The sequence below is a fragment of the Pseudomonadota bacterium genome, from assembly GCA_039193195.1.
GTDB lineage: Bacteria > Pseudomonadota > Gammaproteobacteria > Steroidobacterales > JBCBZW01 > JBCBZW01.
In genome coordinates, this window is record JBCCWS010000001.1 from 47,954 (window position 1) to 69,325 (window position 21,372).

The following is a 21,372-nucleotide window of genomic DNA, read 5'->3' on the forward strand; positions in this document are numbered from 1 at the left end:
GAGGCCAGGGTCTGAAGTTCCCTGCTAGCACCATCGGCGGCAGCCGGCGTTAGTTGGTGCTCGCTGATCGTCGCCAAGGCGCCGGCATCAGGGCGGTGACCTCGCCCACCTGGTCGAAGCGTTCAAAGAACGGCCCGTAATTAATGAGTGCATTAAGTTGGCTCTGGTCGAGCCAATCGCTGAGTTGATCGATGTCTGCGCATCGGTCCGCTTTGGCGAGGGCGCTGAGGAGGGGCTCACCATAGTCTGTTACCCGCGCCGGGGCAGCCGGTAGCTGCGCGCAATGCCAGTGTCGTAGCTGGCGATCTTGCGTGAGTCTGTGCAAAGGGGCGGGCTCGGGCTCGGGCTGCGGAAGGCGCTCGCGCCAGTAGTCGGTGCGCGCGAACAGGGCATGTGGCTGGCACTCACTCGGCACCCGACCGAGGCCGAGCCAGTGGGTGAAGCGGCCAATACGCGTGCTAGCGCTCACCATCGAGAGGGGGATGGAGCAAACGAGACCAACCGTGAGCGGCGCAAGCCAGTAAAGCAGATCCCGCTCCACCCAGGCCGCGACGGCAACCAGCGAGAGGCCCAGCAGGGTGTCGAGCCAGTGGACACGGCAGGCATCGGTGAAGGCGACAGGGGCGCCCTCTCGCTGCTGTGGCTTCCAGCCACTATCGGCGCCGACGAGTACCGCAGCCACCGTACGACACTGAGCGGCCATCAGTACGGGCGCGTACAGGGCGGAGACTACGGTCTCGAAGACCACGCTGGCTGTGAGGTTGACTGGACCGGCGAAGCCACGCCAGCGATGCGGCTGGAGCAGCGTGTGCACCAAAGACAGCAACTTCGGTGCCACGACGACGGCGACGGTCACGCACAGCAGTTGGATCGCGCGCTCGGTGTCGAAGACGGGCCAGGTGGGAAACAGGGAGGGCTCCGCGAAGTAGTCGGGCTGCACCAGCTGCACCTGTAGGGCAAGCCCGAGGCCGCAGATGATCAGGGCGAACCACACGGGCGCGCTCAGGTAGGCGTAGATGCCTTGCAGCAGATGCAGTCGGCTCGCGGTGCGCACGCCACGAGCGCCGAGCACGCGCACGTGCTGGAGGTTGCCCTGGCACCAGCGTCGATCGCGCACGATCGTCTCCACCAGCGAGGGCGGTGCCTCCTCGTAGCTGCCCTCGAGATCCGCATCGAAGCGCACGCCCCAGCCTGCGCGGCGTAGAAACGCTGCTTCGATGAAGTCGTGGCTCAGCAGGTGGCCTCCGAAGGGCGGCTTGCCGGAGAGCACGGGCAGTCGCGCCGCCTCAGCAAAGGCTTCGACGCGAATGATGGCGTTGTGTCCCCAGTAGTTGCCGGATCGACCGTGCCAGGCGGCGAGTCCACGAGCGTGAAGGGTGCCGTAGCAAGCGCCAGCGAACTGCTGCAGGCGAGCGAAGAGCGTGCGCCCACCGGCGACCACCGGCAACGTCTGGATCAATCCAAGATCTGGGTTAGCTTCCAGTCGAGCCACGAGGCGCGAAACGCAGTTGGCGCTGATCAGGCTATCCGCGTCTAGGATGACCATCGCGTCCCAGTCGGCGCCCTGACGTGCCACCCAGTCAGCCACGTTGCCCGCCTTGCGCTCTTGGTTCTCAGCCCGTCGGCGGTAGTACAGCGGGCAGCCTTCAGGTGCCTTGGCGATAGCCTGCGCAAACACGGCCTCCTCAGCGAGGATCGCGCCGGGCTCGCGCGTATCGCTCAGCAGGAAGATGGCCACCGCATCCTCCTGCGCAGTGGGCGGTGCCGCGGCGATAGCCTCCGCCATGGCGAGGGCACGCGCGGCGACACTTCTCGCGTCCTCTTGGTAGACCGGGATCAGCAGGGCGGTTCGTAGATGCCGTGCGATCGGTGATCGCCGGCCGGGTGCGCTGCTGACGGCAAAGCCGATCACCGAGTGCGCGAGGGTCAGAGCGACCCAGCTGAAGTTGAGGGCGAACAGGACCAGAAAGCCCCACTCCAGCGGCGTGATCCCGCCTGCGGCGATGACCGCGTGGGCCTCCCGAATGCCGAAGGCGGACAGGGCGAGCGTGAGGCCGAGCACGAGCAGGCGTGTGATGGCGACCCGAAGCCGCTGTGCCCAAGGCCTCGCCGTGGGTTGCAGGCGCTTCGGGCGTCGGTGTAGCGCCGGCGGCGCCAGCGCGCGTTCGGCCAGGTGCGGCATGGCCGCTTGGCGTGCCTGTGGGTCGTTGAACTCAAAGGCTGAGGCGATAGAGCCAGGTTTCACCGATGGGCACTCCCTCGTGCTCGGGAACGAGGCGCAGCTCCGCCTCCTTCCTCAGGGGCAATCGATAGTCGATCACCACCCGAAATCCTTGGGTATGCGGGTTGCGTTGCACCCGCGCGTTGGCGGCCAATTCCGTTGGCGCTTGAAGGCTGAGCGTGATGGCGTCGAGCATCGTCGCTGTCGGCGGGCGTATGAACTCGTAGTCGACCACCAGTTCTCCCCGATCTGGGCGACCGACTTTGTTACCGCGGGCGCTGCGCACCACCCTGCCGAGCTTCCGCGGCAGCTGGCTGCGGCCCGTGCCGGGCCAGGTGAGACGGTAGGTGAACTGCGTTTCGCTGCCGGCTTGCAGCGGCGATGCGGGCCGGAAGTAACTCACGATGTTGTCGTTTGTCTCCTCTCGAGTAGGGATCTCCACCAGCTGCACGGCGCCCGGGCCCCACTCGTTACGTGGGCTGACCCAGGCCGATGGCCGTCGGTGGTAGAGCGCTTCGAGATCTTGATAGGCAGCAAACGATCGGTTTCGCTGCATGAGACCGAAGCCCTTGGGGTCCTGGTCGACGAAGGCAGAGAACTGCAACTTGGCGGGATTGCTCAATGGCCGCCACAGGTGCTCATCGGACCCTGTGTGCACGGCGAGCCCTTCCGAGTCATGTACCTGCAGGCGGTAGTCCGCTCGCGCGGGTGGGTCGATGCTGCCGTGGAGGTACATAGAGGTGAGCGGTGCAATGCCCACGTGGCGCAGATCCTCGCGAGGGAACAGGGTGGCGGTGACGTCGATGGTCAGTACCACACCCGGGTAGATTCGAAAGGTGTAAGCGCCCGCCACGCGCGGACTGTCGAGAGTGGCGTGGACGACGATCGCATTAGCGTCGGCCGCGGGGCGCTCGATCCAGAAGGCGCGGAAGACGGGAAACTCCTCGCCACTGGCTTCGCCTACATCGATGGCAAGCCCCCGCGCGGACAGGCCGTAAGTCTGGTCCGCAGACACGCCGCGAAAGTAGCTGGCGCCCTGAAAGACCAGGAACTCATCGCGATAGTCTTCTCGGTTCAAAGGGTAGTGCAGGCGGAAGCCGGCGAATTGCCCCGCGCTGCGCAAGGCTTCGCCCACTGCCTCGCTAGGCGCGTCGAAGGAGTCACGATCGACGCGCACGTCGCGTGCCACGCCGTTCTCCACCACCTTGATGTCGATCAGGTCGCGATACAGAAATCCCGGCGCAAAGAGCTCCACGGCGAAACGGGTGGGGCTATCGCCCCAGATAGCTTCGTCGTGGCGGTAGCGGATTTGGCGATAGGCGTCGTAGTCGAGTTCGGCGAGGGCCCGTGGGGTCTGCGCCGGGGGTACGTACGGGGAATCGGCGAGGACGCGTGCGCGGGCGACGACCGTAGCGCGCGAGAAACGCTCTACAGAGGTGGTCGGCTCGATCGATGCCTCGGCATCGTCTTGGGCGCTAGCGAGCCCGGCCCACACGGCGAGTGTGGCGATCAGCGCTCCCCGCGTAGGTGAGCACTTCGGGCGGGGGTTGTGTTCCATGACGATATCGTCCGCGTCAATGCTGCACGACACAACGTGCAGTTTCGACGACGGTTGACGCAGAAAGAAACTAAAGGGAGCGCTAGCTGTCGCCGCCGAGCGACGTCAGGGCGACGCGTAGGACCACGGCCACCAGATTGTTCACCATGTGCAGCAATATGGCAGCGCGCAAACCGCCGCTGCGCTTGACGGTCCAGCCCGCCACCAAGCCGAGTCCCAGAAAGAATGGTGCCAGCACGAGTTCGCCGTGGATCAGTGCGAACAGCGAGGCCTGCAGCAGATTGGCGAAGGCGAACGAGAGATGACGCGCGAAGGCGCTCAGCAGTACGCCTCTGAACAACAGCTCTTCACTGATAGGCGCCACCAGGCCCATCAGCGCCACAGAGGGCAACAAGCCCAGGGTCTCGATGGTGGCGAAGATCTCCGTTTGCAGCTCACTGAGCTGCGCGATCACCGCGGCCCCTGCGCCGTGAAGTCCGAAGGTGCCGATCAGTAGCATCGCTAGGACCCGCAGCCCAAGCCAACTTAGCAGCACCACGGTTAGCGTTTGACGCCAATCCCATCGGCTGCTCAGCAAACGCCGAAGCCCAGCCATGCCGCCGCAGAAGGGCAGCAAGAGTACGGCGGTCAGGGCGTTGGCACTTAGCGATGCGACCGTGAGGTGGGCGACGGCGAGATCCCCTGCACTCTCCAACACAGGGGAGTCACCGTCCGGCAGGCCCGGGCTCCAGGCGCTCGGGTGCAACAGATACGCGGCTCCCAGGTTCAGCACCAGCGCCAGGCTCAGCGCCAACCACGCGTGCTCTAGGCGCCAGGCAAAGGGCGTTGGGCGACGCGGCTTAGCGGCATGTTGGCGCATCAGTCCGCGATAGTGAACGGGAGCGATGAGCGTCAGCCAGGGCAACAGGAGCGCGCCCAGGACGACGCCGAGAACCGCTAGGGCTCCCGGCAACTCTCGCCAGGTGATCGGCACGTCGGGATAGGCGCGGCCGAGCATCAGCCGTAAGCGCAACAGGGGATCGTTCTTCCAGCTGCCCTCGCGCAGGCGGTCGTAGGTGCTGACCGCGGCAGTGCGATCGTCCCGGTTGAGCGCCACCCGAAAGCGCTCGTAGAGCACGGAAGCGGTGAACTCGGGATACCAATCGGCCTGGGCGTTCGCCGCAGCGTCGTACTGCTCGTCAGCCAGCGTATCTTGGCCGTAGCGAAGGAGCTGACGTGCGAGGCTGAGCTCGTCGTGTCCTGGCCCGTCATCCTCGTTGAGCGCCGCATAGCGGGCGATGGCGAGATCATCGGCCCCGAGTTCGAACAGCAGCGCGATCTCGCCGGCCGGGTCGAGGGTGGGAGCTAGCCGCGGTGCGGTTAGCACCTTCTCGGCAAGTACGGTTCGGCCGCGGTCGATCAGCCAGCGCACCGCCATCTCCCGCACGGGGGAGAACAGATCGAGGTTCATCGCGGCGTTGGCGTAGTAGCCAGCTTTGTCTAGATCTTGCTCGGCGTAAGCGTAAGCGAGTAGCTCGTATAAGTTTGCCGCCTGCCGGTTGGTCCAGCCGACCGCCTGGCCGCGCTCCAGTAGCGCTTCCGCCTCACCGATGAGGGCTTGGCCGTTGAGCTGCTCCAAGCGGTAAAGCACGACTTCAGGATGATCCGGGTAGCGGGTGGAGACGGTGCTAGCGCAGCGCTCCCGGTCTGCTTCGATGCGCTCGTAGTCGAGCATCTCCAGGTATTGGAATTGTCCGAGGTAGCGGCAGTCGCTAATGGCGCCGGCGACGTCGCCGCGCGAATTACTGTCGTCGCTGCCGGCGGCGATGCGGGCTTGTTCGTACAGTGCGTCCAGGGTTCGCTCGAGCCGCTCGAGGGCCGCGTGCTCGGGGTGGATGGGAGCGCCGTCTGCAGGGCTGAAGATCGCACTCGCTAGCGCGATCGCCACGGTTAGGTACACGGGGAGTACCCTGGCTAGGGAGGCGATCACGGCAGGGCCTCCCGGTAGGGTTTGCGCGCCTGATAGTCCGCTAGGCGAGCCCGCATGCCGTCGAGGAGCGAGGGGTCCGCCTCGCCTTCTAGTAAGGCGATGGCCTCCTCCTGCGTGGCCACCGCGGCGTCGAAGCGACCGATCTCGGCGTAGGCAGCGGCCAGCGTGTCGACCCACTCCCCGTTGCGCGGGTCCGGGCTGTCCAACAGGATTTCCATCAGACGTACGGCGCGTGCGCCGTCGCGCCGTTCGGCTTGCGGAGCGGTTGCCAGCACCCAGGCTGTGTTGTTGGTGTAGACGCCAGCGGTGCGGAGAAAGAAGCCCGCTTCATCAGTGTGTTCGGGCGCCGCATCGTCCAGCAGCTGCTCGGCCAGGCGCAACTGAGCGCGTGGCTCGCCGAGGGCGGCGGCTCGTCTTAGCAGTTCGCGCGCGCGCCCGGCATCGTTCGCCTGCGCGGGTTCGCGCTGCGCGAGGTAGGTGGCCAAGGTGAGCATGGATGCAGCATCGCCCTGACCCACCGCCGCCTCGAGCAGGGCCAGACCTGGGCTCGGGTCCGCGCCGCGCAGGTAGAGCGCCGCCAGGTTTCGCTGGGCGAGTGCGTGACCGGCTGCCGCGGCCTGGCGCAGGAGCTCCAGGGCCTCGTCCATCTTCTGCTCGCGTAAAGCGTGCACGCCGAGCATTGCCAGGGCGAGGGAGTCCCCCGCTGCCCTGGCCTCGCCGAGCAGCCCCAGCGCCTTCGGCAAGTCTGCTGCCACATCGCGGCCGAAGTAGTAAGCCATGCCCAGCTGGGTGAGCGCGCGTGCATCGCCTGCCGCGGCGCGAGCGCGCACTACGCCAAGGTTGTCGGCGTACACCGCCGGTGCGTAGGCCCCTAGCGCAAACGCCGCGAGCGTGCCGCACAGCAGGACCATCCTGAATCTGTTGATGAGGTCTTGCGTGCGGCGGCCGGTGCCGCTGAGCTTTCGTGCGGGGCTGGTGAGCGCATCGCTCTTGTGGCGCAAGGGTGTTCTACGGCGTTTCGGCAACATCACTCACTTTCGTGAAGGCTCAGCCCAAAGGGTACGGCGAGGCACTTTCGCTCGCTGGTCCAGACAGCACCTATCGAAAAAAATAGCAGCGGTCTCGGCAGTGCGCACGTGGTAGCCGTCTACGGCGGATCTCCCGATGGCTCGACTTGCGCGTCACCGAAGTGCCGTTGGGCGCGTGCCGAGGGGCCGCGGCGAGCGGTGGACGCCACTGCGTTGGGCTGCGCGGCGAGACAGGGAGGCGCGCCCCCAGCACGGGAGCATCAGCGTTGGAGAGTAGCCGATTGCGTGTCGCCGCGCCTCCAGCGCCTAGATGCGACGGTGAAGCCGAAAAATATGACGCATCACCAAGGAATCTGCAATCGCGAAATCTATGTTTGACAATAATTTCTCCGCTGGTGAACACTCCACGAGCGATTTGCACGTTGCAGGTTGCCGGTTCCGGGGATCCGGTGTTGTCGGATAGCCAACCCGAGGGATCGTCAACCGCTGCTGCTGCTCTGCGGCAAGCGCCACCACGTGTACGTCGCCCAATTGCCCGTTCGTGAGAGCACGACAACCGCCCGTGACCCGTTCGATGGTCACCGCTCGGGCACCGCACCGCGTCAGGAGCGCGGTCGCATTTCACTAACGCTAGGAGAGATGACCCATGGGGATCAGAACGGTTGCCGTGTTGGCATCGCTAGCTGCCACGGCGGCGAGCTATGCAGGGGACGGCACGATCCGCGTACCACAGGGTGCGCAGACTATTGCCGGCCAGTACATCGTCGTGTTCAGCGATGATGTTGGGTTGGTGCGAGGCGCTGAATCGGATGTGCGAGACTTGGCGACGCGCCTGACCGACCAGTACGGGGGCGACGTTGAGCGTACCTACGCGTGGGCCCTGCGCGGCGCCACGGTGCGCGTGGACGAGGCGACGGCGCGCAAGATCGCCGCCGACCCGCGCGTGAAGTACGTGGAGCAGGACGCGCTCTCGCGCATCGTGGGCGATCAGTCGAACCCCACCTGGGGTATCGATCGGGTAGACGAGCGCTCCCTGCCTCTCGACAACAACTATCACTGGGACTTCACCGGCAGCGGTGTAGAGGTCTACGTGATCGATACGGGCATTCGCACCAGTCACGTTGATTACGCCGGTCGTGCCGTGTGGGGTGCGGACTGCATCGGTACTGGACTGTCGGACAACAACGGTCACGGTACGCACGTCGCGGGCACCGTAGGCTCTGCTACCTGGGGCGTAGCGAAAGACGCCACCCTGGTGGCGGTGAAGGTCTGCAATGGCGGTGGGAGCTGCCCTAACAGTGCCATTACGTGCGGTATCGACTACGTGACCCAGCGCAAGCTGAACAACCCATCCATCCCGATGGTGGCGAACATGAGCCTCGGCGGTGGCTTCTCCCAGTCCGAGAACGATGCGGTCGATGGGTCGGTAAACGCGGGCGTGTTCTACGCTGTCGCAGCCGGCAACGACAATGGCTTCAATGCTTGCAACCTCTCACCTGCGTCGGCGCCCAACGCCTACACGGTAGGTTCAACGACGAGTTCGGACGCACGCTCGTCCTTCTCCAACATAGGCGTCTGCCTGGATATCTTCGCGCCCGGCTCGTCGATCACCTCCACCTGGAACACCTCGAACACGGCCACCAACACGATTAGTGGCACTTCCATGGCAACTCCGCACGTCGCCGGTGCCGCCGCCCTGGTGTTCGATCAGAATCCCACCTGGACGCCCTTCCAAGTGCAGGACGAACTTACCGCTCGTGCGACCGTGGGCGTGGTGTCCAACCCTGGCTCGGGATCGCCCAACCTGCTGCTCTACACCCTCGATGACGGCGGTGGACCACCACCGCCGCCAGCGCCCGAGTGCGCGAGCGATGCGCTGAATCTCAATGGCTTCAGCTTCACTGGCGCTGCCGGCCAGAACCAGGCCAACAACTTCAACGTGACCGATGGCGGGGTTCAGATCGACCTGTTGGGTAACACCTGGGTGCGCACCACGAGCGACTTCACGGTGGGCTCTGGGACGACGCTGGAATTCTACTTCCGCTCGAGCAACCAGGGTGAAATCCACGGCATCGGGTTCGATGAGAACGACACGCTCAACGACGACCCACGCTACTTCCAGTTCTGGGGTACGCAGAACTGGACCGGAACGGGCCAGATCGACCTCTCTCCGACCTACGGCGGCAGCGGTGACTGGCAGTTCTATTCGGTGGATGTAGGGGCCAACTACACAGGCTCAATGAGCCTGGCCTTCGTTAACGACAAGGACTCCGGCAGCGGGACCAACGAGAGTCAGTTCCGCTGTGTTCGCGTGGTTGACGACAGTCCGCCGGGCGGTGGCTGCAGCGTCGACATCGACTTCGAGTCTGGTGCCGATGGCTGGTTCAACGACGGCGCGTCCACCTGCTCTACGGGCGCCTATGTTTTGGGCAACCCCACCCAGCAGTCCAACGGCGGGGTCACCACGCAGGTGGGAGGCTCCAACTCTGGCAGCAACTCGGTCTTCACGGCGACCAACACGAGCCCCGGCAACGCGGATGTCGATGGCGGCAACTGCATCCTCGGATCACCCGTGTGGTCGGTGAGCGCGGCGTCAACCCTGTCCGTGGCCTGGTTCCACGGTCAGCGGGACGGCAACGACGATAGCGGTGACGGCTTTGCCGTCGAGTACTCGCTGAACGGGGGCAGCTCTTGGAGCACGCTCGTCTCTAACGGCGATACGCAGTCGAACGCAGCGTGGGCCACCTCGTCGGCCAGCATACCGGCAGGGTCAGACGTGGCGTTGCGGGTGCAGTGTACTGATGCGACGGGCGGTGGCGATCTCGTCGAATGCGGCATCGACGATGTGAAGATCTGTAACTAGCTGATTGGAGGGCAATCACCGTCCCCGCACACTTGCTGTGCGGGGACGGTTGATCCAGTCCACGCACGAGATCACGCGACTTGCGCGCCATTTCACCTCCCCTTTACGCGCACTGTGTCACACTTTTCTCAGGGCTCTCCAGCGCAGTCCCGGGCCTGCATGCCTGGCCCCTGATGAAATACACTCCAGTGGCGTGAGAACTATCTCACCAAGCTCTAGAAAGTATTAGGTACCGCGAGTTGCTCGCGCTGGCGAGCAGTTCGGAGTCGCAGGTGAACACAAGTACGATCACGAGCGATGAGGCTCTGCGCAGGTGCTAGTGCGTGGCTTGACGGTAGAGGGCGCTTTCGGTCCCGGTAAAGGCGCGGGTGTGCTTGCTTCCCCGTGGCCTTGGAAGGGCGGTTTCCGCGAGGGGACCGCCCTTTTTTTTTTGCCCCGTTGACCCATTTCCTTGGCGGCGACGTTGACTTGTCCAGATCGAAGCCAAGGAGCCGATGATGAGAGTCGTTCATGTGATGATGGCCTTGCTGGTGGTGCTGGCTGGCGTGGTCATTTGGAAGCAAGCACGCCCCCCGGTTGGGGAGGAGGCGCTGTCGCCGGTGCTGACCCCTGAAACGCCGACGGTGAGCAAGTCGGCGGGCCCTGTGCCCCCGACCTTGCCAACGCCACAGGACGCGTTAGCGCCGATCGCCGCTGAGCTGCACCTGTCCCGCAATCGCGATGACGCGCGCACGACCCCGGCCTATCGCGCTCTTGCGGAGGCGGCCTCCGCCGCCACTGCCAACGCCTCCCAGTCGAGCATCGTGCAGATGGCAAATGCCTTGCCGCTCGGGCGTCCAGCGGTGGTGGACCGCGAAGGCTACCCCGAGGCCGAAGACAATCCCGTGCGACGCCCTGCTGAGGATCCTGTCTCCACCTTCTCCATCGACGTGGATACGGCCAGTTACGCCAACGTGCGCCGACAGCTGAATCAGGGCAGGTTGCCGCGTCACGAGTCCGTGCGGGCTGAGGAGATCGTCAACTACTTCGACTACGCCTACCCCATGCCCGAGGCAGACGAGCCCTTCGCAGTCTACACAGAGATCGGTCCGAGCCCCTGGCATGCGCAGCGGCGTCTCTTGCACATTGGTATTCAAGGTGCGGTCCGCAGTGCCGCTGAGCTGCCGCCCGCGAATCTCGTGTTTCTCGTGGACGTCTCGGGCTCCATGCAGTCGCCGGACAAGCTCGATCTGCTGAAGGCGTCGCTGCGCCTCCTGGTAGGTCAGCTGCGCCCCCAAGACACCGTGTCGATGGTGGTTTACGCCGGTGCTGCTGGCGTGGTGCTCGAGCCCACGGCGGGCGATCAACGCGCTACGATCCTCGGGGCGTTGAATCAACTTCAGGCGGGAGGCTCCACCAATGGGGGCGAGGGCATAGAGCTCGCCTACGCCCTCGCCGAGCAGCACCTCGTGGAAGATGGGGTGAACCGCGTAATCCTTGCCACCGACGGTGATTTCAACGTGGGCACGGTAGACCACGATGCCCTAGAGGAGCTGATCGAGCGCAAGCGCGAAGCAGGTGTTGCCCTCACCGTGCTCGGCTTCGGCCGGGGCAACTACCAGGACGGCCTGATGCAGCGTCTGGCGCAGAAGGGTAACGGTAATGCGGCCTATGTCGATACGCTCAATGAGGCGCGCAAGGTGCTCGTGGACGAGCTGGCCGCCACCCTGGAGATCATCGCGCAGGATGTGAAGATCCAGGTAGAGTTCAACCCTGCGGTGGTGGCCGAGTATCGCCTGATAGGCTATGAGAATCGTCAGCTAGCTCGCGAGGACTTCAACAACGATCGAGTGGATGCCGGCGACATCGGCGCTGGCCACACGGTGACGGCCCTCTACGAGCTGGCCTTGGTGGGCGAAGGCGGGGCGCAGGTCGACCCGCTGCGCTACGCGGCCCGGAACGAACGTGGTCGCTTTCTCGGTCGCCCCGTCACCGACGAGATCGCTCACCTGCGCCTGCGCTACAAGCGCCCAGGTGAGGCGAGCAGCGAGCTGATCGAGCGTCCGCTGCTGCACTCCGCTCTGCGTGACCGTCTGGCCGATACGAGCGAGGACTTTCGCTTCAGCGCCGCCACAGCCGCCTACGCTCAGCTCCTGAGCGGTGCACGCTACACGGGTGAGATGAAGCTCGTCGATGTGCTGACCCTCGCTCGGGAGGCGCGAGGAGCGGATCCCTTCGGCTACCGCGGGGAGTTTCTGACCCTCGTTGCCAGTGCAGACGCGCTATCCTCCGTGCAACAGACGACAGGCCGATGAGGTCGACGCAGTTGCATGGACGATAGGGCGATGGCGGGCGCGGCAGCATCTGCCGCCCCGGCGCGGCTCGCCGTGGCGAGTCCTGAGGCCGGGGAGGACGAGGCGTTGATGGTGGCATTCGGGGCAGGCGAGGCGCCTGCCTTCGATATGCTCTACGAGCGCTATCGGGGCCCCGTGTATCGATTCTTCGCCCGCCAGCTGCGCGTCGAAGACGCGCAGGAGGCGCACCAGGACACCTGGTTGCGCGTGATCCGCGCGCGAGAGCGCTACCGGCCCACCAGCAGCTTTCGTAGCTACCTGTTCACGATCGCCCACAACGTGTTGACCGATCTGTGGCGACGCCAAGGGCGCCGACCAGCCGATGCCGCCGTCGATCCCGATGAGCTCGTGGGCCGCGGTGATCCCGTGGGCGAGAGCGAGCGGGCGGAGTTGGTAGATCAATTCTTCGCGTTGCTCGCCGAGCTTCCCGTCGAACAGCGGGAGGCCTTTGTCCTGCGAGAGGACGCAGGTTTGAGTAACGAGCAGATCGCTGAGGTCACGGGCGTGGGTGTAGAGACCGTGCGCAGCCGCATACGCTACGCGGTGCGCAAACTCAAAGGAGGCATGGCGTCTCATGGACAGTAAGGCAGACGAGCGCGACGACGCGGAGCGCGCCCTACTGGCACGCTATCATGCGCGACCCCCGGCGCAGCCTCCGGCTGCTCTCGATGTGGCGATTCGTGCGGCGGCTCGGAAGGCCGTAGTCACCGGTAGTGAACGCGACCACGGCCAGTCACCGACGAGTGCTGGTGGCAATGCCTCGCCATCGCCGTGGATGGCTCTGGCGGCCGCGGTCGCTATGGCGGCGCTCGTACTGCCTGGATTGCTGCGCGAGCCAGATGCAGGCGTGGTGGCGCTCAAGGCTGAGAGCACGAGTGAGTCGGCGGTGGCGTCGAGCAGGCCTGCACCGTTGGCCCTCGGCGGGGCTTTGCTGGCCGACCAGGAGGCGCAGTCCACGGCGCAGCCCGCGCCTCAGCAAGCCGCCGAACGCCCGCGCCGTGCGCGCGCCTCCGATGCTCGCGAACAGTCTGGTCAGGAGACCGTGCCAGCGCTTGCGCAAGCGCTGAGCGATGCGGCGATTGCGGACCGGGATGACGATGACCTCGTGGCCTACGCCTTGAACGGGCTGGGCGAGTCCGATGCGGCGCTTGGTGATGCACCTGATCAGATGACCCTGTGGGTCGCCCCCGTGCCGTCACTCGAAGATCGGAGTTCGAGCGGCCTCGCCCCAGATGTCTCGCAGGTCGTGACCGAGTTGGTTACGCAACATCGCCTCGAGGGCCGTTTTCGACCCGAGGCCGTGACCTCCGATCAGCTCAACGTCACCTTGCTCGAGAGCCTAGTGCTTATCCAAGGTGACTGGGCCGCCGACGGTGCGAGCTGCGATCCCTCGTTCACGCTCGATCGCCGACCTGGCGAGCCAGCGCTCGTCAGCGTGGAGCGCATCGCCGCAAGTCAAGCCGAAGACTTTGTGTTCTTGCGCTTGGAGAGCCCATCGCGGGTGCGCCTGGTGCACTGCACGGCCCAGGGGTGGGTCATCACCGCAAGGTGAGCAGTCCAGCGCGACAGAAGATGGGGGATCATCGCGAGGCAGTTGATTTCGCAGCGTGTTGATGTTGCTGTAGCCGCAGTTCGCTACGTGGGCCTCCGGATCAGTTCACCTCGCGCAGGCGGGCCGAACGTGCAGCACATTCCGGTGGCTGGGAGGGCAACCCCGTCGGGCAATCAGGTGATCCACCCCATCTACCTACCGTACGCCGCGGAACAACTCGCGCGGCACTTCGTGGGCGACGGCTCACGACACATCGAGCACTTCGAGCGCTCGGCGCAGCGCTATGATGCGTTCATGGCAGCCCATCGCGACGCCACCGATGTGGCGCTATCCGTGGCGCGCCGACCGCGGCAGATCGAGCAGGATGAGCGCGTCTGGAGCGTCGCTGCCCTCAAGCATGTATTCGATCATCCTCAGCGCGACGAGCGCCTGATAGATTTACTTGCCTCCTGCTTCGGCAAACGGCCGCCGGTTCGCGATCTGCCCACCTGGGGCACGTGCCTAGAGGGTCCCCTCGAACTGTTCTTCCAGGTGCAGTATCCCTCGCCGCCGGCTTACCTCAGCTGGTTGGCGGAGCACCTGGAGCAGCGCCATCTCATCCCCTTTGTGCTGGACGCGGCGCGGCGCCCCTCGCGGCGCCCGCTGGAAGGGCCAGTTACCGTCGATGCCGTGTTGCTCAACCCGGCCAACGGTTTCGCCGTGCTCTTCGAGGCGGAGGTGCTCGACGACTGCCTGAGCGATGTGCCCTACGATAGCCTGCGCAACCAGCTGACGCGCACGATCGACGTCATGGTGGAGCCGACCCGCGGGCTGGGCCCGACCTTGGATCGCCGCCGGCCTCACCGCACGCTTTTCTGCATGCTGACCCCTCAGCTGTTTCGCGACCATCCCGAATCACGCCACTACGCGGCCTTGCTGATCGACTACATGGGGTGCAACGACACCTTGGCTCGTGATCTGCTGCATCGAGAGGCGAGGCTGCTCGATGGGGTGTCCTCACGCCTCGGCTGGCTCACCTTTGAGGACCTGCTGCGAGGCTTTCCCGGTGCTTGTCCCTGGATGACAACCGCTTAGCGGCGGCTCAAGGCTCAGGCGGCGGCGCTCGGATCGCCCTCGGACTGCTTCTCGGGGTTGGCGGCGGGGCCGGACAGCAACAGGGCGGGCGCCTCGATGGCGAAGCCTTGGGCCATGTCCGCCGACAGGCTCAGCATGTCTTCGAGCACGTCGGAGGACTCGACAAACATCGCGCAGGTGAGCACGTCGAGGGCGCCTGCAGCGTCGATCGCGGACTTCACGACGATGCGATCCAGCGAGTTCTCATGGGCGTCGCGCACCGAGGCGCCGTCGAGCTTGAGCATGTCGATATCGAGCGCCTGGGCGATCGCCAGGGAAGCGCTGCTGGTGCTGAATCCGTCGAGAGCGAAACGGCAGCCTAGGGGGCGCAGGGTCTCGATGAGCTTCTCCAGAGCGCCCGCGTGGCGCTTTGCAAAGGCTTCACGGATCTCGAAGTTAATTACTCCATTTGGTAGATCCAGTGACTCATGCAGTTCGCGCATGAAATCGCCGAAGTTGGCGTCCTTTATTGTCGCCGGAGAGAGATTCACCCAGTAGTGCTCCACGGTCCGCGCGTCGGCCTCGACGGCGCCAATGTGTCGTGCGAGCTGCTCGACGACCCACCGGTCGATATCAGCCGCTAGCCCGTAGCGCTCTGCCACGGGCAGGAATGCGCCCGGCAGCACGCTGGCCTCGCCTTGCTCATCGAGCATCCTCAGCAGGATCTCCGCTTGCCTCGGTGCTGTGGGATCGCGCAAGGGCATGATCTGCTGAGCCATGAGTGCGAAGCCATCGCCGTCCAGCGCGCTGCGCAGGCGCTGCGCCCAGTGTATCTCTGCCGCTCGTGCGTCCGGCTTACCGTCGCCCTCGTCGTCGGCGAGGCAAACGCGATTGCGCCCTCCATCCTTGGCAGCGAAGCAGGCGTCGTCGGCGCGGCGTAGGGCGTCGTCGAGGGGGCCGCTCGGTCGATCGACCCCGACGATGCCGATGCTGGCGCCGATACGGAAGCTCTGCCCATCCCAGTCGAAGACCAGGTCTTCCATCCGTGCGCGGATCACCTCGGCGATCTGCGCCCCCGTCTCAAGGTCGCAGCGTTTGCAGATCACGGCGAATTCATCGCCGCCGAGGCGAACCACCAGGTCGCGCTCGCGCACGCTCTGGGTGATCGTGCTCGCGACCTGCTGCAGTAGCGCGTCGCCTGCCGCGTGCCCAGCCGTGTCGTTGACCACCTTGAACTTGTCAAGGTCGATCAGTCCGATCACCAGCGGGTAGGCGTTGTCCGCGTCCTCTCCGCCGAGCTCGGCGAGGGTCTGCTCGAACATGCGGCGGTTGGCGAGGCCCGTGAGGGCGTCGTGGCGAGCTTGGTGTTGCAGCTCCGCCGCGAGGCGACGCGATTCTGTTGCATCCTGAAGCTGAAGTACGGCGTAAGCGAAGTCGTCTTCTTCGCGTACGGAAGAAAAGTGTAGGGCGCAGGTGAGTTCACGCCCGTCGCGGCTGCGCACTTGGGCATCGCAGGCGAATTCACCGATGCTTGCGATCACCATCTGCTGCAGCTGCTCGCGCACATCGTCCTGGGTCTCACCGGTGATGAGCGTAAGTAGGTTGAAGCGCGCTTCGCAGGCCGTGTCCATGAGTGAGTCGAACATGGGGTTGCGCTGGATCACGGCGCCGTCGCCCAGCACCAGCGCCATGCCAATCGGCGCGTTCAAGAAGGCCTTTTCGAACTTCACTTGGTTGGATTTCGCGAGGCGATCAGCGCGCTCGCGCTGACGTATCTCGCTCTCCAGGCGCGTGTTCTGCTCGGCCAGCTCGCGCGTGCGCACCTCTACCGTTTGCGCTAAGTGCAAATCGCGTCCGTGGATGATCTCGAGCATAGCGTTCACGTCCTCGGTCAGGCGTCCGAGATCGTCGGGATATAGGGGGTCTGCGCGCAGCTTGTAGTCCTTCTTCTCCCGCACCCGCTTCACGAGATCCGTTAGGTTTGCTAGCGGCTTGGTGACCATGCGCTGGCTGCCGTGACCGAGGGCAAGGCCGAGGAGCACGGCGAGCGTGAGGATAGCGGTGATCGTTACTAGCATCTCGCGCGCGGCTGCTTCGACCTCCTCGCGTGAGACGTAGATCACCAGCCACCCGATCTCCAACCCGTACGGATCGACGATTGCGATCGACTGGGTGTGCATAGCGCTTTGCGCCTGCAAGTCCTCCACGGGGTCGGTGCCGTAGTAGGTGACGATGAGCTCGTCGCTTACTCCGCGCAGCTCGGCGCGAGCGATGGCAGGATCCTTGTTGAAGGCATCCATGATGGAGGCCGCGCGCGTCCAGTCGGCGAACTCTACCGGTTGCACCAGGTTCTCGCTGACCATCGCCCCGTGCTGCGCGACGCGCTGGGCGAGGGCGTGCTCCATCATGCGGTGGTTTTGCCAGAACAGCAGCGCTCCGGCCACGCCGATCAGCGTCAGACCGAGGATGAGGTTGAAGATGGTTAGCTTTTGACTGATCGGCAGTCGCTGAATGATCCGCTGCACGGCGCCTGGGCCCCTTGGATAGACTCCGGGCGAGCGGCCCGGTGGCTGTTCAACGCGAGAATTGTAAGGAGCTTGCCAGCCGGTCGACCGTCGCGAATCACAACTTGATGGTGCCCGATCCCCTCTCTTTGACTTAACCTGCTCGCTTGTGGGCAGAGTGTGAACTGATCCTTGGGGAGTGGACGCGGCGGTGATTCGATCGAAGCAGGTATGGGCATTTCCGCCAGGCAGCATCGCCGTCCTCGGCTGTGGCCCAGCGCTCGCGCTGCTCGCCGCGGTGGCGCCGGCCCAGGGGGTAGGCGCGCAGGCGGTGGAGCGGTGTGATAGGGCGGCGGCGCTAGCGCCGGACGACCCCCGCGCCCGCCACACTTTAGGCGTGTGCTACCTGCTGGGTGAGGGGCGTCTAACCGATCATGCGCGGGCGCTGGAGCTGTTCGAGTCTGCGTCGCGCGAAGGCGTACGCGAGGCGGCCTTCTCACATGCGGCGGCGTTGCTCTTCAAAGTGCGGCAAGCGCAGCGCTTTCCAGAGGCGGCGCAGGCCCTGACCGATCTAGCGAACGAGGGCTACGGCCCGGCGCATTTCCCGCTGGCTCTGGCGCACATCGCGGCGCTCGGCGTAGACGAGAGCCCAGACCGTGGCGTGGCAGAGCTATCGCTGGCCGCGCGCGAGGCACACGACGAGGTTGCGGCCTGGGTTTTGGCCGTGGTGTATCGCTACGGCCTACTCGGTCAGGCGATGGACGAGACCCTGGCCTGGCAGTACATATCGCGCTACGTAGCTAACCTCAAACGCCAGTATCCCCAGCTGCGGTTTTCTGCGGTGCGCTTGCGCGAGGGCGCTCGCACCCTGCATCACGACCGCCTGCTGCGGCTGTATGTGTTTACCGACGCTCAGCTCGAGCTCTTCCATGCGCTGGCGGAGGAAGTCAGCGAGCGGGCGGACCTCGAGACCCTGCGGCGCAGTTGGAACTGACGGCTGCGCAATCGTGCTCGAGCGACCCTTTAGAAGGCGGGGGCGGCGCAGGGTCACGATCTGGAGGCCGAGGGGGCACACCCCCCTCGGCCTTTGATGGTGGGCTCCTGAGGGGCCTACTCGGCGGTGCCAACCAGGATTTGCTGCACGCTATCGCCGGGCGCAGCCGACAGTCCTGCCGCCGAACAGTCCCAAGCATCCGCGCCACCCAGAGGCACGTTCACGCTCTGGCCGCTGGTCTGGTTGCGGCAGATCGCTACCTGACCGTCAACCCCGGTCAGCGTCCCCTGCAGCGCAGTGCCGCTGGCCGCGCCGCGCAGCACCATGATCACCCGCTCGCCGCTGCTCACGTCGAGACCGGCAGCCTCACAGTTGAAGGCGAGGGCCTGATCCACCTCGGCGATGACCCGGCCGGCGGCGCCGGAGGGCGGAATGCAGATCGCTAGCGCCGAGCCTAGATTTAGGCCGGCGCCACCGCCGCCGATCGGTGCGACACAGTCCGCGACGCCGGGTAGGGCAGAGCGGATCTCCCCGTAGCCGTACACGTTGCTTGGTTGGATATTGCCGGGCACGCCGCCGCAGTTTTGTGTGCTGGTCCAGAACTGCGCGTTGGCCTTCATGAAGGCCTCGACCGCGTCCGGGTCGCGTTCCAGGCAAGACTGCGACGACATCAGCAGGGCGGTCATGCCAGCGACGTGGGGGCCCGACATGCTGGTGCCGCTGAACCGTGCGTAGCCACCGCCGACGACGCTCGAGCGAATGTTCTCACCAGGTGCCACGAGATCGGGCTTCAGGCGATTGCTGCCGTCAACGGTCACGGGGCCGCGGCTGGAGAAGCTCGAAATCTCGCTGAAAGAGTTCACCGAGCCCACGGTGGTGGACGCGTCGTAGATGGCGGCTGGGGTGGAGACGGTGCTGCAGCCGGAGCCGGAGTTGCCGGCCGACACCACGACCACGATACCGGCGGCGCGGGCGTTGTTGACCACCGTCAGCATTACGTTTGGATCCGTGCAGCCTTCGCTCGTGGGGCAGCTCCAGCTGTTGTTGATCACGTGCGGGGCGAGGTCCGGGCGCGGGTTCTGGCCGTTGAGATCTGTCGGCGCCACGAACCACTCGAAGCACTCGCTGTAGGTGGCCGGCGTGCCGTTGCCACGGTCCATGTTGCGACAGCCGATCCACTTCGCACCGGGCGCCACGCCTATCTGGTTGCTGGCGCCGTCATCGCCCACCATCGTGCCCATGGTGTGGGTGCCGTGGTCGTTGTCATCGCAGGGCACGGGGGAGTCGACGCCGCAGGGATTGCCGAAGCCCGAGTGGATCGAGTCGTGCCAGTGGTAGTTGTGGTCGACGGTTGCGCCGTTGTTGCCACGGTAGTGGTTGATCAGGGCCGGGTGATCCCAGTCATAGCCCGTGTCCTGGCCGCCGATCACGATACCCTCGCCGGTGAAGCCGTTGGCCCAGAAGGTATCGGGCACGCCAATCTGCTGCAGGCTCTGCTCGATGCCCTGGGGCCCGAGGAGGAGGTCGGCGGGTTGCATCTGAGGGGGTGCCATCTGCACCTGCGGGTTGGCGTAGATGTGGGCGACGTCCTTGCGCGCGGCCAACTCCTCGGCGAGGGCGCGGTTGCCGCGCACCCAGATCATGTTGGCAATCCAGTAGGGCCGGTGCTCCACGCCGGCTTCGCGCAGGCGCTTTAGCAGAGGGCCTTGGGTGGCGGCGGCCTGCTCCGTCAGCAGGCGGTGGACGGCGGCGCCGCGCTTGCGGCGGCTGCGCTTCTTGTCGACGCCGGCGAGGTCGGCCTGCTCATCGAGGAAGACGATGAACTCGGCGCTTGTGTTCTCCGTGGCCTCGAGGACCCACGGATCGATATTGGTGGGCGTGGCTGCTTCAGCGTGAGCGGGCAGCGACGCGGCCACGACCGCACACGCCAAGGCGGCGGCGGTCGAAGACGAGCGAAGATTCATAGTGTCGGACTCCGTGACGGTGAATGACGTCCACGAGCTGGCGCGTTCTTCTGCGCGCCTGATTGCCATGGCCCGCTGATCATAACGTGATCTACGAGTCGCGGCAGAATCTTTGGTTTAGCTCCCCTTGGCGGCGTGGATCTGTTCCAGGCTCAGCTGCCGTCAGGGTTTTTGGAAGACCATAAAGTGCTGTTTCGGAAGGAAGTTTTTGGTCTCCACCCAGTCCAGTCCGATGGCGGCCATCTCCCGCTTCGCTTGGGCCTCGGTCATTTTGTGCAGGCGCTTGATGCGCACGGACGGATCTTCGAGGCGGTACTCGATCAAGACGAGGCGGCCCCCCGAGCGGAGCCCTCGGGCCATGGCGGTCCCCATCTCCTGGGGGTGAGAGAACTCGTGGTAGGCGTCGACGATGAAGATGAGATCGATGCCACCCTCGGGCAGGTTCGGATCCATGACCGTGCCGAGCACCGTTTGCACGTTACGGATCTCCCGGTCCGCCTTGCGATCCTCTATGCGCTCTAGCATCTCGGGCTGGATATCAACGGCCAGCACCTGGCCATCGGGCACGCGCTCGGCGACGGGAAAGGTGAAGTACCCAGTGCCGGCGCCGATGTCGGCCACCACCGAATCCGGGTCGAGCGGCAGGGCGTCGATCAGCAGATCCGTGCGCTCCTCCTGCTCGCGCGCCGTGCGCTCCAGCCACCCGGCGCCCAAGTGGCCCATGACGTGGGAGATCTCGCGGCCGAGGTAGATCTTGCCGATGCCGTCGCGGTTGGGCGGACGCAGCTCGTAGGGGCCGTCACTGGCCGGGGCGGTGAGTTTGCTAGTCGACGCTGGCGCCTCCCCTGCGTCGGCTGAGCGCGACACGTTGCCGAGCGAGCCTATCTGCTCGCTGCACGCCGCTGCGCTTAGCAGGGTGATCAGGGCGGCGGTCTTGAGGGTGGGGCGCATGAGAGGTCCTGGCGATTCGTCGCGTTAACACTCACTAGTTCGAGTGCCACCCGCTCGTGGATGATAGATGCGCGTGGCGCTACCAACGGTCGCGCAGATCGATCAGGTGCGCCAAGAAAGCGCCCGTGAGGCACAGGGCAATCCAGCCCCAGGATGCGTCGAGGGTGCTCGCCAGCATCGCGAGGACCAGGCACGTGCCGGCCGCGAGGTTGGCCAGCGTGCCTTTCAAGTTGGTGCGAGAGCGCGGCATGGGAGAGCGTCGACTGGCTACTACGGTGAGCAGCACCGCTTCGATCGCGAGCACCGCGAGGACCAGGAGAAGAACCCCTGGCCCGCGCACAAAGGTGCCTATAAATTCCACAAGCTAATGCCGTCGCTCGCG

At 65.3% G+C, this 21,372-nt stretch carries 14 protein-coding genes; 6 read left to right on the plus strand and 8 right to left on the minus strand.

The window, feature by feature from the left end; translation table 11 throughout:
- Nucleotides 1-49: 49 nt before the first annotated feature.
- The 4 genes from mdoH to AAGA68_00245 all read right to left on the minus strand — a co-directional run bounded on the left by mdoH (nt 50) and on the right by AAGA68_00245 (nt 6,776).
- Nucleotides 50-2,245, minus strand: coding sequence for a glucans biosynthesis glucosyltransferase MdoH (gene mdoH, locus AAGA68_00230; protein ID MEM9383459.1), 2,196 nt, complete (start codon nt 2,243-2,245; stop codon nt 50-52).
- Nucleotides 2,214-3,779 carry a glucan biosynthesis protein gene (locus AAGA68_00235; protein MEM9383460.1) on the minus strand — a complete coding sequence of 522 codons (1,566 nt, stop codon included), beginning with the start codon at nt 3,777-3,779 and terminating at the stop codon, nt 2,214-2,216. The genes mdoH and AAGA68_00235 overlap by 32 nt, the downstream gene beginning before the upstream one ends.
- Nucleotides 3,780-3,861: 82 nt before the next feature.
- On the minus strand, nt 3,862-5,748 hold the full coding sequence (locus AAGA68_00240) for a type II CAAX endopeptidase family protein (GenBank protein MEM9383461.1): 1,887 nt from the start codon (nt 5,746-5,748) through the stop codon (nt 3,862-3,864).
- Nucleotides 5,745-6,776: a hypothetical protein gene (locus AAGA68_00245; GenBank protein MEM9383462.1), complete on the minus strand. Its 1,032-nt coding sequence runs from the start codon at nt 6,774-6,776 to the stop codon at nt 5,745-5,747. The genes AAGA68_00240 and AAGA68_00245 overlap by 4 nt, the downstream gene beginning before the upstream one ends.
- Nucleotides 6,777-7,422: 646 nt before the next feature.
- On the opposite strand from AAGA68_00245, the gene AAGA68_00250 reads away from it, so the two are divergent.
- The 5 genes from AAGA68_00250 to AAGA68_00270 all read left to right on the plus strand — a co-directional run bounded on the left by AAGA68_00250 (nt 7,423) and on the right by AAGA68_00270 (nt 14,598).
- A complete protein-coding gene (locus AAGA68_00250) occupies nt 7,423-9,639 on the plus strand; it encodes a S8 family peptidase (protein MEM9383463.1) in 2,217 nt (738 codons plus the stop codon).
- 494 nt (nt 9,640-10,133) lie between these two features.
- Nucleotides 10,134-11,933: a VWA domain-containing protein gene (locus AAGA68_00255; GenBank protein MEM9383464.1), complete on the plus strand. Its 1,800-nt coding sequence runs from the start codon at nt 10,134-10,136 to the stop codon at nt 11,931-11,933.
- Between the two features lie 15 nt (nt 11,934-11,948).
- Nucleotides 11,949-12,557, plus strand: coding sequence for a sigma-70 family RNA polymerase sigma factor (locus tag AAGA68_00260; GenBank protein MEM9383465.1), 609 nt, complete (start codon nt 11,949-11,951; stop codon nt 12,555-12,557).
- Complete coding sequence (locus AAGA68_00265) at nt 12,547-13,524, plus strand: hypothetical protein (protein MEM9383466.1); 978 nt, start codon at nt 12,547-12,549, stop codon at nt 13,522-13,524. The genes AAGA68_00260 and AAGA68_00265 overlap by 11 nt, the downstream gene beginning before the upstream one ends.
- A 129-nt stretch (nt 13,525-13,653) precedes the next feature.
- A complete protein-coding gene (locus tag AAGA68_00270) occupies nt 13,654-14,598 on the plus strand; it encodes a hypothetical protein (GenBank protein MEM9383467.1) in 945 nt (314 codons plus the stop codon).
- Nucleotides 14,599-14,612: 14 nt separating this feature from the next.
- On the opposite strand, the gene AAGA68_00275 is transcribed toward AAGA68_00270, so the two are convergent.
- Nucleotides 14,613-17,102 (minus strand): EAL domain-containing protein, encoded by a 2,490-nt coding sequence (locus AAGA68_00275; GenBank protein MEM9383468.1) that lies wholly within the window; start codon nt 17,100-17,102, stop codon nt 14,613-14,615.
- 190 nt (nt 17,103-17,292) lie between these two features.
- On the opposite strand from AAGA68_00275, the gene AAGA68_00280 reads away from it, so the two are divergent.
- Nucleotides 17,293-18,075, plus strand: coding sequence for a hypothetical protein (locus tag AAGA68_00280; protein ID MEM9383469.1), 783 nt, complete (start codon nt 17,293-17,295; stop codon nt 18,073-18,075).
- 116 nt (nt 18,076-18,191) lie between these two features.
- On the opposite strand, the gene AAGA68_00285 is transcribed toward AAGA68_00280, so the two are convergent.
- The 3 genes from AAGA68_00285 to AAGA68_00295 form a co-directional block, all read right to left on the minus strand.
- The gene (locus AAGA68_00285) at nt 18,192-20,039 is read right to left on the minus strand and encodes a S8 family serine peptidase (GenBank protein ID MEM9383470.1); all 1,848 of its coding nucleotides are present in this window, start codon (nt 20,037-20,039) and stop codon (nt 18,192-18,194) included.
- A 162-nt stretch (nt 20,040-20,201) separates the two neighbouring features.
- Nucleotides 20,202-20,990 (minus strand): class I SAM-dependent methyltransferase, encoded by a 789-nt coding sequence (locus AAGA68_00290; protein MEM9383471.1) that lies wholly within the window; start codon nt 20,988-20,990, stop codon nt 20,202-20,204.
- A gap of 79 nt (nt 20,991-21,069) precedes the next feature.
- Entirely contained in the window at nt 21,070-21,351 is a 282-nt protein-coding gene (locus tag AAGA68_00295; GenBank protein ID MEM9383472.1) for a hypothetical protein, read from the minus strand.
- Between the last annotated feature and the right edge of the window lie 21 nt (nt 21,352-21,372).

Excerpts from the sequence above, each read along its gene's own strand:
- AAGA68_00235 (MEM9383460.1), bottom strand. The coding sequence starts at position 3,779 with ATGGAACACAACCCCCGCCCGAAGTGCTCACCTACGCGGGGAGCGCTG.
- AAGA68_00260 (MEM9383465.1), top strand. The coding sequence starts at position 11,949 with ATGGACGATAGGGCGATGGCGGGCGCGGCAGCATCTGCCGCCCCGGCG.
- AAGA68_00245 (MEM9383462.1), bottom strand. The coding sequence starts at position 6,776 with ATGTTGCCGAAACGCCGTAGAACACCCTTGCGCCACAAGAGCGATGCG.
- AAGA68_00285 (MEM9383470.1), bottom strand. The coding sequence starts at position 20,039 with ATGAATCTTCGCTCGTCTTCGACCGCCGCCGCCTTGGCGTGTGCGGTC.
- AAGA68_00255 (MEM9383464.1), top strand. The coding sequence starts at position 10,134 with ATGATGAGAGTCGTTCATGTGATGATGGCCTTGCTGGTGGTGCTGGCT.
- AAGA68_00250 (MEM9383463.1), top strand. The coding sequence starts at position 7,423 with ATGGGGATCAGAACGGTTGCCGTGTTGGCATCGCTAGCTGCCACGGCG.
- AAGA68_00290 (MEM9383471.1), bottom strand. The coding sequence starts at position 20,990 with ATGCGCCCCACCCTCAAGACCGCCGCCCTGATCACCCTGCTAAGCGCA.
- AAGA68_00265 (MEM9383466.1), top strand. The coding sequence starts at position 12,547 with ATGGACAGTAAGGCAGACGAGCGCGACGACGCGGAGCGCGCCCTACTG.